Origin of the sequence: Neobacillus rhizophilus (genome assembly GCF_018343535.1) — a bacterium.
GTDB classification, from domain to species: domain Bacteria; phylum Bacillota; class Bacilli; order Bacillales; family Cytobacillaceae; genus Neobacillus; species Neobacillus rhizophilus.
Genome location: NZ_JAGYPF010000004.1, coordinates 781021 through 798055 on the forward strand (window position 1 = coordinate 781021; position 17035 = coordinate 798055).

The 17035-nt window shown below is 36.1% G+C and carries 17 protein-coding genes; 10 read left to right on the forward strand and 7 right to left on the reverse strand.

Going from position 1 to position 17035, the window contains the following annotated elements:
* The first annotated feature begins 122 nt into the window (after positions 1–122).
* Positions 123–1022 (forward strand): NAD(P)/FAD-dependent oxidoreductase, encoded by a 900-nt coding sequence (locus KHA99_RS21965; protein WP_213119797.1) that lies wholly within the window; start codon positions 123–125, stop codon positions 1020–1022.
* Between the two features lie 130 nt (positions 1023–1152).
* Here the strand turns inward: KHA99_RS21965 and KHA99_RS21970 are convergent, their stop codons facing one another.
* A complete protein-coding gene (locus KHA99_RS21970) occupies positions 1153–1692 on the reverse strand; it encodes a GNAT family N-acetyltransferase (protein ID WP_213119598.1) in 540 nt (179 codons plus the stop codon).
* A 1309-nt stretch (positions 1693–3001) separates the two neighbouring features.
* On the reverse strand, positions 3002–3172 hold the full coding sequence (locus tag KHA99_RS21975) for an SPW repeat protein (RefSeq protein ID WP_284035500.1): 171 nt from the start codon (positions 3170–3172) through the stop codon (positions 3002–3004).
* Positions 3173–3365: 193 nt separating this feature from the next.
* Here KHA99_RS21975 and KHA99_RS21980 point away from each other — a divergent pair, with 193 nt between their 5' ends.
* Positions 3366–3797 carry a MerR family transcriptional regulator gene (locus KHA99_RS21980; RefSeq protein ID WP_213119600.1) on the forward strand — a complete coding sequence of 144 codons (432 nt, stop codon included), beginning with the start codon at positions 3366–3368 and terminating at the stop codon, positions 3795–3797.
* Positions 3798–4121: 324 nt separating this feature from the next.
* Here KHA99_RS21980 and KHA99_RS21985 read toward each other — a convergent pair whose 3' ends face one another.
* From KHA99_RS21985 to KHA99_RS21995, 3 genes are all read right to left on the reverse strand, one after another.
* Positions 4122–4346 carry a hypothetical protein gene (locus tag KHA99_RS21985; RefSeq protein WP_213119601.1) on the reverse strand — a complete coding sequence of 75 codons (225 nt, stop codon included), beginning with the start codon at positions 4344–4346 and terminating at the stop codon, positions 4122–4124.
* A gap of 275 nt (positions 4347–4621) precedes the next feature.
* Positions 4622–5218 (reverse strand): hypothetical protein, encoded by a 597-nt coding sequence (locus KHA99_RS21990; RefSeq protein ID WP_213119602.1) that lies wholly within the window; start codon positions 5216–5218, stop codon positions 4622–4624.
* A gap of 236 nt (positions 5219–5454) precedes the next feature.
* The gene (locus KHA99_RS21995) at positions 5455–5673 is read right to left on the reverse strand and encodes a hypothetical protein (protein ID WP_213119603.1); all 219 of its coding nucleotides are present in this window, start codon (positions 5671–5673) and stop codon (positions 5455–5457) included.
* A 264-nt stretch (positions 5674–5937) separates the two neighbouring features.
* On the opposite strand from KHA99_RS21995, the gene KHA99_RS22000 reads away from it, so the two are divergent.
* The gene (locus tag KHA99_RS22000; RefSeq protein ID WP_249366814.1) at positions 5938–6318 is read left to right on the forward strand and encodes a GNAT family N-acetyltransferase; all 381 of its coding nucleotides are present in this window, start codon (positions 5938–5940) and stop codon (positions 6316–6318) included.
* Between the two features lie 667 nt (positions 6319–6985).
* Here KHA99_RS22000 and KHA99_RS22005 read toward each other — a convergent pair.
* On the reverse strand, positions 6986–8110 hold the full coding sequence (locus KHA99_RS22005) for an NADH:flavin oxidoreductase (protein WP_213119604.1): 1125 nt from the start codon (positions 8108–8110) through the stop codon (positions 6986–6988).
* Positions 8111–8860: 750 nt separating this feature from the next.
* Positions 8861–9088: a transposase gene (locus KHA99_RS31605; protein WP_372447625.1), complete on the reverse strand. Its 228-nt coding sequence runs from the start codon at positions 9086–9088 to the stop codon at positions 8861–8863.
* A 412-nt stretch (positions 9089–9500) separates the two neighbouring features.
* On the opposite strand from KHA99_RS31605, the gene KHA99_RS31430 reads away from it, so the two are divergent.
* The 7 genes from KHA99_RS31430 to KHA99_RS22045 all read left to right on the forward strand — a co-directional run bounded on the left by KHA99_RS31430 (position 9501) and on the right by KHA99_RS22045 (position 17032).
* Entirely contained in the window at positions 9501–10226 is a 726-nt protein-coding gene (locus KHA99_RS31430) for a FadR/GntR family transcriptional regulator (protein WP_213119605.1), read from the forward strand.
* A gap of 408 nt (positions 10227–10634) precedes the next feature.
* Complete coding sequence (lutA, locus tag KHA99_RS22020; protein WP_213119606.1) at positions 10635–11351, forward strand: lactate utilization iron-sulfur protein LutA; 717 nt, start codon at positions 10635–10637, stop codon at positions 11349–11351.
* 39 nt (positions 11352–11390) lie between these two features.
* Complete coding sequence (locus KHA99_RS22025; RefSeq protein WP_213119607.1) at positions 11391–12821, forward strand: LutB/LldF family L-lactate oxidation iron-sulfur protein; 1431 nt, start codon at positions 11391–11393, stop codon at positions 12819–12821.
* Positions 12818–13537 carry a LutC/YkgG family protein gene (locus KHA99_RS22030; RefSeq protein WP_249366815.1) on the forward strand — a complete coding sequence of 240 codons (720 nt, stop codon included), beginning with the start codon at positions 12818–12820 and terminating at the stop codon, positions 13535–13537. Before KHA99_RS22025 ends, KHA99_RS22030 begins: the two co-directional genes overlap by 4 nt.
* 1030 nt (positions 13538–14567) lie before the next feature.
* Positions 14568–15404 carry a 3-hydroxyacyl-CoA dehydrogenase family protein gene (locus KHA99_RS22035; protein ID WP_213119608.1) on the forward strand — a complete coding sequence of 279 codons (837 nt, stop codon included), beginning with the start codon at positions 14568–14570 and terminating at the stop codon, positions 15402–15404.
* Between the two features lie 72 nt (positions 15405–15476).
* Positions 15477–15869 carry a Zn-ribbon domain-containing OB-fold protein gene (locus tag KHA99_RS22040; protein WP_213119609.1) on the forward strand — a complete coding sequence of 131 codons (393 nt, stop codon included), beginning with the start codon at positions 15477–15479 and terminating at the stop codon, positions 15867–15869.
* A 2-nt stretch (positions 15870–15871) separates the two neighbouring features.
* A complete protein-coding gene (locus KHA99_RS22045; protein WP_213119610.1) occupies positions 15872–17032 on the forward strand; it encodes a thiolase family protein in 1161 nt (386 codons plus the stop codon).
* Positions 17033–17035 lie beyond the last annotated feature (3 nt).

The following is a 17035-nucleotide window of genomic DNA, read 5'->3' on the forward strand; positions in this document are numbered from 1 at the left end:
CGAAATTCTGCGGTATTCCACAAAAAGAGTGCGGTTTTTAACATCTTCAAGGTGAATACAATGTAAGAGTAGATGATAAGGGTAGACAATAATCAAACTTCCACTTAATTAAAGGAGTGCATATTATGTTTGATTGTGTAATTGTAGGAGGGGGACCAGCAGGTTTAAATGCTGCACTTGTATTAGGCAGGGCAAGAAGGAATGTGGTTTTATTTGATCATAATTCTCCAAGAAACGCTGTCACCCGTGAGTCGCATGGCTTTATAACCAGAGATGGAATTGAACCTACGGAATTTAGAGAAATTGCTCACCAAGACATAGCTAAATATCCTTCTGTAGTGATCAGAAATGAAAAAATTACTGACATTAAAAAAAAGGGAATTCTATTTGAACTTGTAACAAAAGCAGGGGAATGTATTCTAGCAAAGAAAGTTATTTTAGCGACTGGTCTAAAGGAAATCCATCCGTCCGTGAAAAACGTAATGGATTATTACGGAAAAAGTCTTTTTAATTGTCCCTATTGCGATGGATGGGAGTTGAAAGACCGTCCGCTTATAGTCATATCAGAATTCCCATCTGCTTACCATATGGTTAAAATTGTTTATAATTGGAGCAAAGACTTAATCGTTTGTACCAATGGACACAAGGTTTTAACTTCCGAGCAAAAAGAGGTGCTGCAAAGAAAAGGAATAAAGGTATTTGAACAAAAAATCAAAACACTTGTTGGTGAAAATGGAATTCTAGAAGCTGTCATTTTTGAGGATGATAAGATAGAAAAGAGGGATGGTGGATTTGTAACACCCGAATGGATTCAGGCTTCACCTTTTGGAAAATCTTTAGGATGCGAACTAAACCAGCTTGGTGGAATTATAACAGATGAGTTCGGCAGGACTAATATAGAAGGTGTTTATGCTGCAGGTGATGCCTCCGTTATTGCTCCCTCACAAGTGATTATTGCCGCGGCCGAGGGCAGTAGAGCCGCAATTGGAGTTAATACAGACTTAACTCAAGAGGATTTTTAAAACATTATTAAAACAAATACTTACAGCGCGAACGGGAGAGTTCACTAAGATGGTTTGTGCTTTTATAAAATATATTATTTTATAGCTGAAAAGGAAATCCACTCCTTATTAGATAGGAGTGGATTAATTTCTATTCTTGAGGATTTATGATGGCTAAAACCTGATGGTCTTCCCATTTACCATTTATTTTAACATTGCTCTTAGAAATGCCTTCTTTTTCAAAACCCGCCTTTTCTAACACTCTAATTGAACCAATATTATTCGGCATAACACCAGCTTCAATTCTATGTAATTTAAGGGTTGTAAATGCATAGTCTAATACAAGTCTTACGGCTTCTGTGGCATAACCTTTACCATTATGATTCTTGCTTAAACTGTAACCGATAATGGCACTCTGTAAAGGATCAAGTAAAATGCGATAGAGTCCAATCGTTCCGATAAGTTCATGGTTATCAGTTGTAAAAATCCCAAAATTGTATTCAGTATCTTTGTTTGCCTTTTCTATTTTTTGATTCATTAGGTCTGTTTGAAACTCCAATGTGAAATAATCAGAAGGGCGTTTCATTGTATAGGTTTGAAAAAATTCTTGATTATCTATTTCAAACTGAAGAACATCATTAGAGTCATTTAATGTTAGTAATCTTATATAAATATTCTGGGTCTTAAGCATAATTTTTCTCTCCATTACAAGAATTGTGTGAATTTATATATCATTTTTTAATTTTAATTGTTCGGGTTGTATATGAAGATGAAGTTTGTACCAAGAGAAAGGATGGAAAAATGAATAAAACTAGATACAGATTTTAGTAAGCGTAAAGGACCTAAATTAATTAAATTATTGAGATGACACTTAAAAATATACAAACTATAGCCAAACTGAAGAAAAGGATAGAAATTTTTGTATTACTTTTCATATTTATTCCAAAAGCAAAAAAGAAGATACTGGCAGATAATTTTGAAAGACTTTGAAAATAGTGATTATCAGAAAAGAAAGAACTGCTAAAAACAACAGAGATGAGAAAAGTTATACTGATTAACATCTTAAACCATAAAGGTTGTTTTAAAAAATGAAATACCATTAATTTAATCCGTTGCATATAAGAATATCCCCTCATTTCAAGTTAACCCGTCTATAACTAATAACAATGAAGAAGATTCGAATAGTTGTAATGTTACATTAATTTAATATAACATAAAATGATAATTTTTACCAATTTGTGGTGAGGCATGGGGACGGTTCTTGTGCCTCACAAATTGAAAGACTGGAAGAAATCCGCTCTCAGGATTAGGAGTAAAATTTGCTTTTGCTCGGAAAGGGGGAAAGCTTAATTTGTATATCGTCACAAAAGGAATTAAAGCCAACTTCCCATAATATAGGAGTTGGCTTTAACCATGATGTCGGCTATATATTTATCTTGCAAATAGCGTATTATTAATTCCAGGCGACACCCTCTTATATGAAAGCTAACCTAGAGAAATTAAACGCTAGGAACTACTTAACCCACAACATATCAAATTTAATATTTTTTTATCTTTCATATATATAAACGGCTGTTTTTAATTTTGCTCCTAAGAATTTACTCCTTTTCTTTTGCAGCCACCGGTACAATCATATATCGGCCCTTCAGTGATTCAGTTAGAACTAAGTATGATTAAGTTTTCGCACTTCCTTGTATACTATTACTACGGAAATTGTTCCATTGTCCGAATTTGCCACTTTAACATCCACGTAATTCAATAGGTCGAGTTTACTCAAAAAATCATTGGCCTGTTCCTCGACATCACTTTGTGCACCTGTAATGATCTTTGTACATATCTTGCGGATAGTGAAGTCCATAACGCCCGCTCCTCTGAACAATTGAAATATTTTCAACATATTAATTAACTAATCTATATCAAAGTATCCTCTATAAATATTTTTACACAACAGCAGGGGAATTCCGGTTATTCCCCGCTGTTGTTGTCCGATTAGACTTCCACTAGGATTTATTGTTTTTCTGACCCGTACCTACCCAAATAGCAAGAATGAAGACGATGATTCCAAAAATGACACTATTCCACATTGCCCCTGCATCACTGGAGAAACCGTACACCCAAGGAGATATGATGAGCCAGATACCAATCAAACCGGTAAGCCAAAGTTGCCACACAATCAACACCTCCATTAATATTTGACGTTGACGTCAATGTCATTAAAATATATATGTCTTTCAAAAATAAATATTCACGGGGTTACACATTTTAATTAACTGTGAAATTTGGAAAATTAAGTTAAATTGATATTGGACGTAAACGTAAAATTTATTTATAATATTGTTTAACATATCAGGAGGTCAGTTTTTGATGGATGAGTTACTGAAAATTGATGAGGTAGCAAATCAGACTGGTTTGAGTAAACGGACTATTAGGTATTATGAAGAGTTGGGTATTTTACCTTCCCCAGAACGCAGCGGGGGAGGAACAAGGCTTTATAAACAGAAGCATGTTAAGTTCTTAAAGCGAATTTCGGCTGCCAAAGAGGTACTAGGGTTTACTTTACAAGAACTACAGGAATTTCTATCACTCACGGAAATGTTAGAAAGTCAAAAAGAAGAATACAAAAAGGTATCTGATCCACAAGAACAAAAAGCAAAATTGACTGAAATCATTAAAATCCTCGATGGCGAACTCGAGATCATTGAACAAAAGATTAGGAGAATACATACTGTCCAAACCGAGCTAGTGACTCTAAGGGAACGTGCACGAGCGTTGATTGAACTAAAGAATAATGAATAACACTAACGTATACGGGATCACATGCAGGTGGTCCTTTTTTGTTGAACTGAGTTTAATTGAACAAGAAATAGTTAAAATAGTTGAGGTGATAAATGTGAAGGTATTGAACCTATATAGAAATCGATATAGAGCTTTAAAAATTCTTTGAAAATAAACTAAGTGAAGGCATTTTAATTCACAGGAAAAATAACAAAACAGAAAGAGCCTGTTTCAAAAGGACAGCCCCTTGGTGACAAGAACCTTCCATGTACACAAAAAAACGATGGCAAGGCATTCGTTGCTCAAATCTGATGTTTGGGGAGATAGCCTTGCGAGGTTTTCTTCTTATTTTGTTTTAGTAAAGATTTTTCCATTATTTAACTCACACCAATCTGATAATTCGTCATAGGTTTCCTTATTCCCGTATTTTTCAAAAAAAGCTTCCTTATTTTCGAATACTTCCATTTCACCATTTTCTAGTAATGTTACCATTTGATAAGGATTTAATAGAAAAACCTTGGAAACAGCTATTAATTCACCTATATGTACATTATCAGCTATATTTTCCATTATTTCCGCTCCTTTTACAGATCGCATTTAAATTAAAACTTCTTAAAGTATTCTCCAAAAGTGTCGATATTATTTATTGTGACTGTAAGTTAAAAAAACATCTCTAAAGTCACCTGAAAAATAGGTGGCTTTTTCAAAGCAGGCGCGAGAGGGCTGCGCATTCAATTGTCACATACTGTACAGTGAAAGTGATGGCAAAAAAGGGGTTTAGTATATTACATAAATAAAAGCCCGAAAACATAAGCTTTCGGGCATTCCGTATTTGGTAAATTCGTTCAGACTCTTCCTTTAAGTATTTGCTTTCGATACTGAAAGGCGGTTAGTAATTTATAACCTCTAAGGTTAGGAAGCATTTTATCTAGCAGCGCAACCGCCTCTTCCTTTTTCCCATCATAAACGGCTTGATCGACTTCCAATATCTTTATGAAAAAGGTGTCTGCAATCTTATCTTTATATTGTTTGAATGACGCATTGTCACCTTCATTAATAGCGATATCCGCCAAAGTGTACCACTTTGTTTTATGTCTAGCCATTTTCGAAAGAAGCTCTTTTGCTTTTTCGTATTGTTTATGCTCCATTAAGAGCATCAATTCGGAGTTTTGTTTTAATTTTTTGGAACGGATTTTCCCCATGGCTTGTTCGGCAGCTGGTAGGTTCCCGTGGAGATAATGGTATAGGAAATGCAAATGTGGAGATTTGGATTTTTTTAAGTACACCATCATCTTTTCGGCATCTTTTCCAAATATAAGCGGGTTTCGTAAAAGGATAAAAACAACCGCAACAGCTAATACGCCAAACATGATCCAAATGGGAACCTGAAAAACGCCCATCAAAAAAGCAAACAAAAAGACTAGAACCAAAATCCAAATCATAGAATCCTCCGGTAGCAGGTTTTACTCCTATTTTATCACACTATTGTTTTCCTGAATTTATCTGAAATGCAAAAGATATCCCCGAAGCGTAATTTTTTATTAGTCAAAGGAGAGCGGGGAAGCGCTTTTTAAAGTGGAATTAAAAAAGTATAGATACTATTATTACAAGTAACTTAAGGCAAATGAAAGGCATGAGTCCGGTTCAATATCGAACTCATGCCTAAGTAGCTTGTGGATTAATATTCGTCGTCGGAATACATTGCAGCAATAAATTCATGAAGTTTATCCTCTTCATAATCGCTTAATTCCCTCATCGGGATCACTGTTTGATGTTGAGGGTCACGCCCGCGTATCTCAGCAACTAATTTCTCATCAAGAAAAACATTAAAAGCGGGTTCATTTTCGTGTGACGGTTTAATCGGTTCTTTACGAAAATTTGGTTTTTGTCCAGTCATCATGAACTCCTTTTCTTACTAAAGTTAATTTCTATCCTTCATTATCACCCAATCTACTTTGTTTATGTAATTAAAATAGTTTATCGTTTCTGTGTAACTCCCTTCATAATTAGAGGGGAGTTTTGGTTGTTCTATATGATTGTGGAGTTAAAACGGACAGCCACCTTATTGTAAAATGGAAACGTTAGATATTGAACGATCGAAGCAGAACAGCTCAATAAGAATGTTATAATAATCTCAATTCGTACTATTAGAGGTGATAGTTTGAAGATTAAAAAAGCAAATAAAGAAGATATAAAAGCCGTAGCAAGAGTTTATGTTGATGGTTGGAGAACTACTTATCACGGTTTAGTACCAGACGATTATTTGGACAGATTATCGTACGAAGAAGCAGAACAAAGGTGGCTTCACTTTTTAAATAATGAAAATGAACCCTTTATCTATATTGCAATTAATGATGCAGGAAAAATTATTGGTTTTGCAGCTGGTAAAAGTATTGATGACGAAAATTTTGAAGGAGAATTATACTCACTTTATCTGTTGCAGGAATGTAGGGGATTAGGAATAGGAAAACAACTGGTTTCAGCTATTGCTAAGCATTTTAAAGAAAAGGGCATTCCTTCTATATTGGTATGGGTAATGTGACGAAATAAATCTGGTCTTGGTTTTTATGAACGTTTGGGAGGTAAGGCATATCTTCATAGGAAAAGTAAGTTTGGAGGCAGCATAGTAGATGATGTTGCTTATGGCTGGAATGATGTCTCAGTATTATGTATGGAAGAAGAATAAAACTACATGATTATCTGCTAATCTCCAATTGCGATGTAATTACATGATAAAAAATGTAAGGCCTCAGGTGCTTGAAACGTATTTATTAAAAGCTTAAAACAAGAATCTTTTAAATGTTGTAGTTTGAAATAACTGAGATTTTTCTGAGCTTTCTTTTTTGTTAGGCTTTTTTTAATGCTGTTTTCGTTATATATAGTGGTTTTTTCCTCTATGAGATCGAACCGCTGGTATTTTAAAGCGTTAGGGTGCATAGAAAGGCTAAAATATAATCAACAATTTTAAGAAAGATTTAATTAAGGACATAAAAGTTAAGATATTGATTGATGAAACTATAAATTATAAACGTTAACACTTGTTTAAATAAAAGTAAGACAGGAATGACTAAGAAGGAAGATTGCAAAATTAATGGACTTAAGCTAGGGTGCTTTAGTTGAACAAGGCGACAATGATAGCCCTTCAATTAAAGAAGGGCTTACCCATTGTTTGAAAGTTGTTAGTTGAAGGTTGAAAAAACGGACGGTTCTTAAATCAGTTGCTTCTCGGATTCCTTGGTATAATGCACTACTTGATCCAGTTTACCATTTTTGAGTTTTACTGCCCATTCTGGATCAGCTAGCACGGCACGGCCGACTGCCACATAGTCAAATTCGCCTGCTTTGATTTTTTCATCTATGATTTTAAGATTGTCAACAATTGTGACATTATCATTATCCTGATTGCTTAGATAAGCGCGGTTAATACCCACGGAACCGACGGCAATCGTTGGTTTTTCAGTAATTCGTTTCGTCCAGCCAGCTAAGCCTAATGATAAATCTTCATCTTTAAATTCAGGTTCCCAGATACGTCTTGTAGAGCAGTGGAAAATATCTACGCCCGCTTCAACCAAAGGGGTGAGCAATTGTTCAAGCTCTTTAGAGTTGGTAGCTAATTTCGCTTGATAATCGGTTCCTTTCCATTGTGAATAACGAAAGACAATCGGAAAATCTGGCCCGACTACTTTCCGGCAAGCACGAACAACATCTGCCGCAAACTTTGATCGCTCGCCTATATCCCCGCCATACTCATCTGTACGTTTGTTCGTTAGTTCCCAAAAAAATTGATCGATTAAGTATCCATGTGCTCCATGCAATTCAATTCCGTCAAAGCCGATGCGCTTCGCATTTGCTGCAGCTTCGGCGTATGCGTTAATCATTTCAGCGACTTCTTCTTTCGTTAAAGCCTTTATTTTCTCATTTCTCTGGCCTTTTAAAGTAAATCCAGACGGACTGACAGGAGGTGCGTCAACATTTGGTTCACTGCCTGCTCTTCGTGCTGCACCAACATGCCATAATTGTGGAATGATTTTACCACCTGCCTGGTGGACTTCATGTACTACATTTGCCCAGCCATTTAAGGCGTCCTCACCATAAAAACGGGGAATATCAGGGCTCATTACGGCAGCTGGGTGGTTGATTGCTGTTCCTTCAGTTATGATGAGCCCAATCCCATTCTCTGCACGTTTGCGGTAATATTGAGCAACATTATCTCCAGGTACACCTTCTGGCGAAAACATCCTTGTCATGGGAGCCATTACTAACCGGCTTGCTAACTTTTCATTTCCAAATGGTACAGATTGAAACAATGTATAACCTGCGTACTTTTGATCCAAGTCGAGCACTTCCTTCTACTTATTTGTTTAATCATGCTTCCTTTATTCTACCAATTACTCTATATAAATATAAACATATAAGTCTTATGTTTTTATAATTTTCAAAAAAGTGTTTGTAAATATCGCTATATCAACACAAATTATTTTTGAGGTAGTAACGTAGACAAATGAATGTCTTTTTATATAAGTGCCAGGATTTTTGAAGATGCTATAATAAAATAAGAAAACACGTTTGGTTTTTACGACAATTAAGGATACTAGGGGGAGTTTTTAATGGAAGAGAGCGTTAAATTAATCCTCAACGATTTACAAAAAATTAATGGTCGTCTCGGAAACTTAGAAGAAGGTCAAGCAGGATTAATAGCAAGTCAAAAGGGCTTAGAAGCAGGTTAACAAGCTTTAGTAGAACGTCAAAAGGCTTTAGAAGATGGCCAAGTAGGTTTTGTAGCAGGACAAAGAGGTTTAGAAGTAGAAATCTGCGCATTAAAAGAGCGTCAGGATAAGCTGCGTTTAGATGTAATAGAAATAAAAAATGGTCAAGAAAAATTGCAAAGGAATTTAATCCAAAGCTTAGGTTGATTATACAGAGAAAATGATTCAATATACAGATGATAAAACGACTGCATTAAACAAACGGGTTTTTAATGTGGAAACCCAAAATGAAAAACTTTTAAGGCAATAAACATGTTTTTACAAAACAGTGGGAAGCCAAAGCTTTCCACTGTTTATTTCGTTATTTAACTGGTTTTTTCATGAATGGTTTTGAAAATTCCAAATATTGAGTTTCGTTAATAAAAAGTAATGCCCGCTACACAATTGAACTAATGTCTTTTGTTCCTGCAAGACCACAGCAGAAATCACTAATGATGTGATTGGGTCTACATAACTAAATGCACTTTTCCTTTTTAAATATCGTATGAAACTTGAAATCGATACTTTGGAAGGAACATTAACCACCATATGAACATGATCTGGCATGATGTATGCATTCTATACCACATGACACATAACATCCTAGTGAAGAGATCACCTATATATAATTAATTATTATAATCTTCAGTATATATATTGACAGAAGGGGTCATTGGCTCATATACTCAAATAGTAACCAAGTGTTCAGATCACCTAATAACCATTTATACATTAGTTAAATGTGAATAAATGAGCAAGGCGACAACGAAAAAAGTTGAGGATGATATTTAACAAAAATAAAAGAAAGATGTTTAATGTAAAATTTATTTTTCTAATAGACATAAAATTATATGTGGAATAATTGCAAAAAAACTCTTTGTAAAACTGATTTTGAAAAAAAACTCACATATATTTACCTAGCATCAAAAACCTAATAACTTTAGGTTCAAATAGGTATATACAAAAAGGAGTGGTGGATGTGTGGGAAATTCAGCAAGTTAAGCCAAGAAATTTATACGAGGATGTTGTTGAACAACTAAAAGAAATTATATCTAATGGAGATTTAAAACCTGGAGATAAGATACCATCGGTACGTTCACTATCAAGTTCATTTAATGTTGGGCAATCAACAATACGTGAAGCATTGAGTGTATTAAAAACGATTGGTTTGATAGAAACAAGACATGGAGAAGGGACATTCATTCGTAATTTTGATTCCTCTATTCTAAACCAGTCGATTCCCGATTATCTTTTCATTACAAAAGATGACATAACAAATTTGTTAGATGTTCGTAAGATCTTAGAGAAGGGGACAGTAGCATTCGCTGCTCAAAGAAGAACAACCGAAGATTTAAAAAAAATAGAAACAGCTATTAACAAAATGGAATCGGATTTAACATCTATTAATATTGGTGGGGAAGCGGACTGGGCCTTCCATTTTGCAATTGCAGAAGCCAGTCAGAATAAAATTTTGATATCGTTGATGGAACAACTTTCAACTACAATGCAAAAGGCATTGAGGGCTATCAGGGATAAATTTTATGTCTCTCCAGACATGCCAGAAAAATTATTGGCAGAACATCGCGAGATTTTTTTAGCAATCAAGGAACAAAATGTTAACAAAGCCGAGGAACGAATAGTTGCACATTTAGTTAGTGCCCAGGAGCTATTTGACCAATACGATGAAATGGTGGAAGAAAATTGATATGATCGTTTGACAAAGCGAGAGAAAGATATTAAATATATTAATTATTTATATCTAATAACTTACCCAAAATAATAATTGTTTCATTCATTACGTAATTTTCTATGTTTATTTACAAGTTTCTAACTGGGGTTTAGGTTTTTTACTAGGTATAGTTAATTTCCTTACGCGGTGCAATGAATGTAAATACAATTAAGAAAAAGTCCAAATATTGTTATTTGGACTTTTTTACTCTTTTATTTCAACTGTTTCTCAACAAAAAGTGAATTGCTTAGTTAATTTTAAGAAATATTTTGCTGAAAACCCTTTCTAAAGATGGTTAATTGTTGTAATATATAGAATATTAAATAATTAGGTCATCAGATGACCTGTTAAGTAAAGTGGAATATTTTTAAGGGGAAGTGAAAAATGAAGGTTACTATTTTTGCAACGTGTATGGTTGATATGTTTCAGGGTAATGTTGGCAAAGCGGCAGTTGAACTGCTTGAAAGACTTGGGTGTGAAATTGAATTCCCTGAGTCGCAGGTTTGCTGTGGCCAGCCGGCATATAACAGTGGTTATGTAAAGGAATCAAAAGAGGCCATGAAGCGGATGATTGAAACGTTCAGTGATGCCGAATATGTTGTCTCTCCTTCCGGTTCATGTGCTTTTATGTTTAATGAGTATCCTCATATTTTTGCGGGAGATCCTGTCTGGGAAATTAAGGCACAGACACTGGCAGAAAAAACATATGAGTTAACTCAATTTATTGTGGAAGTTTTAAAAATTGAAGATGTCGGGGCCAGTTTCGAAGGGAATGTTACCTATCACACCTCATGCCATATGACAAGATTATTAGGAGTTAAAGAACCGCCGATGATTCTATTGCAAAATGTTAAAGGCTTGAAGTTCACTGAATTACCAGGTAAGGAACAATGCTGCGGTTTTGGAGGTACCTTTGCTGTCAAAATGGCACAAATTTCGGAGCAAATGGTTGATGAGAAAGTCCGTCATGTTGAAGAAACCGGAGTAGATTATCTTGTCGGTGCAGATGCTGCCTGTCTGATGAACATCGGCGGTCGAATGGAAAGATTGGGGAAACCGGTTAAGGTCCTACATATAGCGGAAGTATTGAATAGTCATTAAGTTATTTACTTTTTCGAAATCATAATAGGAGGATTTCCAATGGCAATTAAGATTGGCACGGAACAGTTTACGGAACGTGTTGATAACGGAATTCATGATGATTTCATGCGTGGTGCAGTTGCTTCTGCACAAGACGGGATGAGCATGAAGCGTAAGGCAGCGACAACTGAAGACTTGGGCAATTGGGAGGAATGGCGCAATCATGGGGAAGAAATCAGGCAGCATGTTCTTAAATATTTGGATTATTACTTAGAGCAATTAAGTGAAAACGTTGCTAAACTTGGCGGGCATGTCTTTTTCGCCCAGACAAAGGAAGAAGCGAATGAATACATCAGAAGTGTTGTGCAAAAGAAAAAAGCAAAAAAAATTGTGAAATCAAAATCGATGATGACTGAAGAAATAAGCTTGAATCCAATGCTGGAAGAGGAGGGCTGTGAGGTTGTTGAAACAGATCTCGGTGAATACATACTTCAGCTTGATGAGCATGATCCGCCATCCCATATTGTAGCACCGGCATTGCATAAAAATCGAGAGCAGGTCAGGTTAGTTTTTGAAAAGAAATTAGGATACACGAAATCATCCAATCCTGAAGAACTTGCTTATCAGGCACGGGTTACTCTTCGGAAAAAGTTTTTAGCAGCGGATATCGGGATAACTGGCTGTAACTTTGCGGTTGCAGAAACTGGTTCCTTTTGTTTGGTCACAAATGAAGGAAATGCCGACTTGGTGACCGCACTGCCGAAAACACAAATCACCGTAATGGGAATGGAGCGGCTGGTTCCAACCTTTGAAGAAATGGAAGTGCTCGTCAGTATGCTAACAAGAAATGCAGTTGGACAAAAACTGACAAGCTACATCACCGTATTGACTGGGCCTAAGGAAGAACTTGATGTTGACGGACCAGAAGAATTCCATCTGGTCATTGTGGATAACGGCAGATCCAACATTCTTGGTGGTGAATTCCAGTCAGTATTGCAATGTATCCGCTGTGCAGCATGTATCAATGTATGTCCGGTATATCGTCATATTGGCGGACATTCTTACGGTTCCATTTATCCTGGACCAATCGGTGCCGTTCTTACACCGCTGCTTGGGGGCTATGATGAATACAAGGAGTTGCCATATGCATCCACCCTTTGCGGTGCCTGTACAGAAGTTTGTCCAGTGAAAATTCCGCTTCACAACCTGCTTCATAAACATCGGGAAGTCATTGTAGAAAAGGAAGGTAAAGCACCAGTTTCGGAAAAATTATTAATGAAGGCATTCGGGTTAGGTGCTGCATCACCAACTCTTTATAAAATTGGTTCGAAGATCGTCCCTGCTGCAATGTCTCCATTTATCTCAGGGGATAAAATTTCTAAAGGACCAGGACTATTAAAGGCTTGGACGGAAATTCGAGATTTTCCGGCACCAAATAAAGAGAGACTCAGAGATTGGTTTAAAAATCGGGAGAAAGGAGAAAAATCATGATTGGCACCATCTATAATCGAGATAAGTTTTTAAATCAAATTGCTAGCCGATTGAACCGTCCGCGGATTTCTGCTCCAATGGAAAGGACGAAATGGAAATATGAGCCTCAGTACGAAATCTATAAGGATGCTGACCAGTATGAACTGCTGGAGATGTTAAAAGAACATTGTAAAAAAATCCATACGGAGATATTTACCGTTGATTTGGCCGGACTTCCAGAGGTGGTAAATGAGGTGGTCTCTGAATATGGCGGCGGTCCCGTTGTAACATGGAAGGATGAACGGTTCTCTAAATGGGGTCTTGATTCCCTGATGAAAGAAAAGTGGCCATCTGAAAATGTTGATGTTTTTGAATGGGATTATACATTATGGGAAGAAAATGTTCATCAGGCTGAGCATGCAAATGTCGGGATCACCATTAGTGAAATAACGCTTGCTGAGTCTGGAACGGTCGTTTTGTTCAGTGACAAAGACAGGGGAAGAACTGTCAGCTTTTTGCCGAAGACCTCTATTATACTGATTCCCAAAAGTTCGCTGGTTCCTAGAATGACTCAAGCAGCGGTGAAAATGCGGGAAATGTACCAAAATACAGGACATGTTTCCTCCTGTATCAATTTTATCACGGGCCCGAGTAACTCAGCTGATATTGAACTGAACCTTGTTGTCGGAGTACATGGTCCGATAAAAGCAACGTATATTGTGATAAATGACATATAAGGGGACTACTCTAGCAAATCCCTAAAAGGGGTAACGCCGGAATCTCAACTAACAGTCATTTCCTCCAAAAGTGATTTGAAAGAACCTATTATTTATTCATTCTTACTATATTTACTGTATAAAAACCATCAATAATCTGTTAATTAAGAAGGTTGCAGGGAATAAAGGTTTTCCAAAATAAAGAATATTTTTTATTGACAGAAAATTGACTAAGTTATTATAATTATACTAACAAGATAGACTCTCAATCTATTATTGTAAACAGATCTATGGATGTTCGTAAGATTTTGGAGAGGGGGCTGGTAGCCCTTGTTGCACAAAGAAGACTAGCTGAAATTATATTTTTTATAATTAGTGATCAGATCACCTAATAACCACATTAATTTAGTTAATTTGCATAGTAATTGTTATGTTTAAATTCTTTATATCTTCAAATGTCTTCTTAAAAATTAACATAATACCTTGTTTGGATTTTATCGATAAAAAGTGAAATATATTTTTTTGTCCAAAGTGATCAGGTCACCTAATAACCATGTTTCGTTCTCGCTGATCACAGTGTTGGGTGAATATTGGAATTAAACCACATATTAAAAAACTAAAAAATATTTTTTGTATAATTTACAACATATGAATAGTGAAAATAGAAGAATCACACAGACACCAAATCCAGTCGGTAACTTATATAAAGGTGATATCCCGTATAATCGACTTCAAAACAGCTGTTATCTAATTTATGCGCTCGATATAGTGATCAGATCACACGGTTACCTTATTGATATATTTATTGAGAGTAGTGGTCAATTGTGGGGAATTTAGCAAGCATGTCCCTAATCATTACTGATAGTAAATGTTTGTAAATTCAATAAAGGAGGTGGATACTACTCTAGGTTGAAAAAGATCAATAAATCTTTAAAAATCTGAGACTGTTTATAACCAAATGGAATTCGATTTAATCCGTTACGATCGGTAACTACGATGCAAAATGGATTGAAGGCAGGTCATAACAATATGAAAATTTGGGGGAATTAAAGTGAATAAATTAAAGGTATGTGTTGTGGGTGCAGGAACAATGGGACGCGGCATTGCTCAAGTTTTTGCGGAAGCAAACTTTGATGTTTTGCTGATTGATAAAAGTAAAGAACAGCTAACGATAGCATTTCAATATATTAGGAAATATTTGTCTTTTAACTATAACAATACTGAAATTGAACAAATTATTGCACGTATCTCAACAAGTGAACAAATTGACAGTCAAATTGCTGAATATTCGTTGATTGTGGAAGCGGTTCCGGAGAATCTTGAGTTAAAGAAACGTATTTTTAGTGAAATTGAACCTTTGGTGCCAGAAGATACGATTCTAGCAACGAATACATCACAAATAAGTGTTACTTCCATTGCTAGTGCTTGTGAAAATACTTGTAGGGTTTTAGGAATGCATTTTTCTAATCCACCGCATCGTATGGAATTAGTTGAAATTATTCGCGGTTTAAAAACAGATGAGAATACGGTTGATATGGTAGTAGATATTACAAAGCAAATTGGCAAAAAGCCTTATGTAGTGAACGATGTCCAGGGATTTGTAGTGAGCCGTATCGCGGCAGCTGTAATTTCAGAAGGTATAAGAATTTTAGAAGAAGGCGTATGTGATAAAGAAACACTCGATGGAATTGTAAAAACAGGTTTAAATCATCCGATGGGCCCCCTAGAATTAGTTGACCATATCGGTCTAGATATATTTTTAATGTTAAGTTCTGACATGTTTGAAGCTTATGGAGACCGGTTTAGAGCATCTCGTACTTTAAAGCAATATGTGGAGGCAGGAATGTTGGGTAAGAAAACAGGAGAAGGGTTTTATAAATACGCATAACTTCTTAGCCTACATATTCGGAAAGATCTTTTAAATCCATTAAACTGAATTTTATGAATTGGAGTGATTTGATTGTATAACTTAGAAAAGTTGATCGTCCCTGATTCTCATGACGATAATCTTAAACTGAATTGTTCTTATTGTCCTAAATGCGAACGAAAATATTTTCCGTTAAAGGAAATATGCGCTGATTGTTTGGACTCATTGACGAATATTGAGATTAATTCAAATGGCCGCATATTTTCCTATACAACCATTCGGACAGATTCACCGTTTTATAAAGCACCATATACACTAGCCTTTGTAGATTTAGATGAGGGAGTCCGTCTACTAGCAAGGGTAAATGTCGAGAGTCACCAACAACTTGATAGTAACAAACGTGTGAAAGGAGTTCGTACTCCAATCACTACAAAAGATGGAGAAACAATCAACGCATTTGAATTCAAGATAATAGAGGAGGTTTAAAAATGAGAGATGTTGCGGTAATTGGGATGGGAATGACACCATTCGGAAAATTTCCAGAAACACCAATTAGTAAACTGGGGTACACTGCAATTATTGAAGCTTTGAAAGATAGCGGGATTGAAAAACAAAGAATTGAAGCTGCCTTTATTGGGAGCGTTTACGGGGAAATGGGAATCGGGCAAAAAATTTTAATGGAAATTGGTTTAACAGGAATCCCTGTAACAAATGTTGAAAATGCCTGCGCAAGTGGTTCAAGTGCATTTAGGGAAGCATGGCTGCAAGTGTCAATGGGAGCCATAGACGTTGCTTTGGCTGTTGGTATTGAACAATTATCAACAAGTATAAGCGGGCCAATACCCTTAAATTTGGAAGATTATGAAGTTAGTCAAGGATTAATTCTACCTGCTCAGTATGCATTAATGAGTCGTAGATATATGGATCGGTACGGCATAACTGAAGAACAACTCGCTCAAGTATCGGTCAAGAACCACTATAATGGGACCTTAAATCCAAAATCTCAATATCGTAAAAAAATGACCCTTGAAGAAATTATGTCATCAAGACCAATCGCTGATCCTATTAAACTATTAGAATGCTGCCCAATTGGTGATGGTGCAGCTGCTGCCATACTAGTGTCAAAGGAATATGCGAAAAAATTAGGAATTTCAAATCCTGTTTGTGTAAAGTCTTCGGTGCTGATGAGTGGAGATACCGTTTACGAACCTGAAGAAAGCGTTTGGAGTCAAAAGTTAATTAATAAGACTGTTTCTAAAGCCTATGAAGATGCAGGATTGGGACCTAATGACATTGATTTTGCTGAAGTGCATGATGCATATCCGATCGCAGAGCTTTTAGCTTATGAGGGTCTACAATTTTGCAAACCTGGTGACAGCGGGAAATTACTTAGTGATGGTGTAACCGAATTAACTGGAGCTAAACCAGTGAATACAAGTGGAGGATTATTGTCCAAAGGTCACCCATTAGCAGCGACAGGCGTAGCACAGCTTTATGAGATTTATTTGCAGCTTCATGGAAGAGCAGAAAATAGACAAATAGAGAGAAACGGGAAACTCCCTCTTGTCGGTGTGGCAGAGACGATGGGAGGAGGAGGTATTTCGAACTTAAGCGGTAACATTTGTTCCATTATTATATTAGCAAGATAAAAT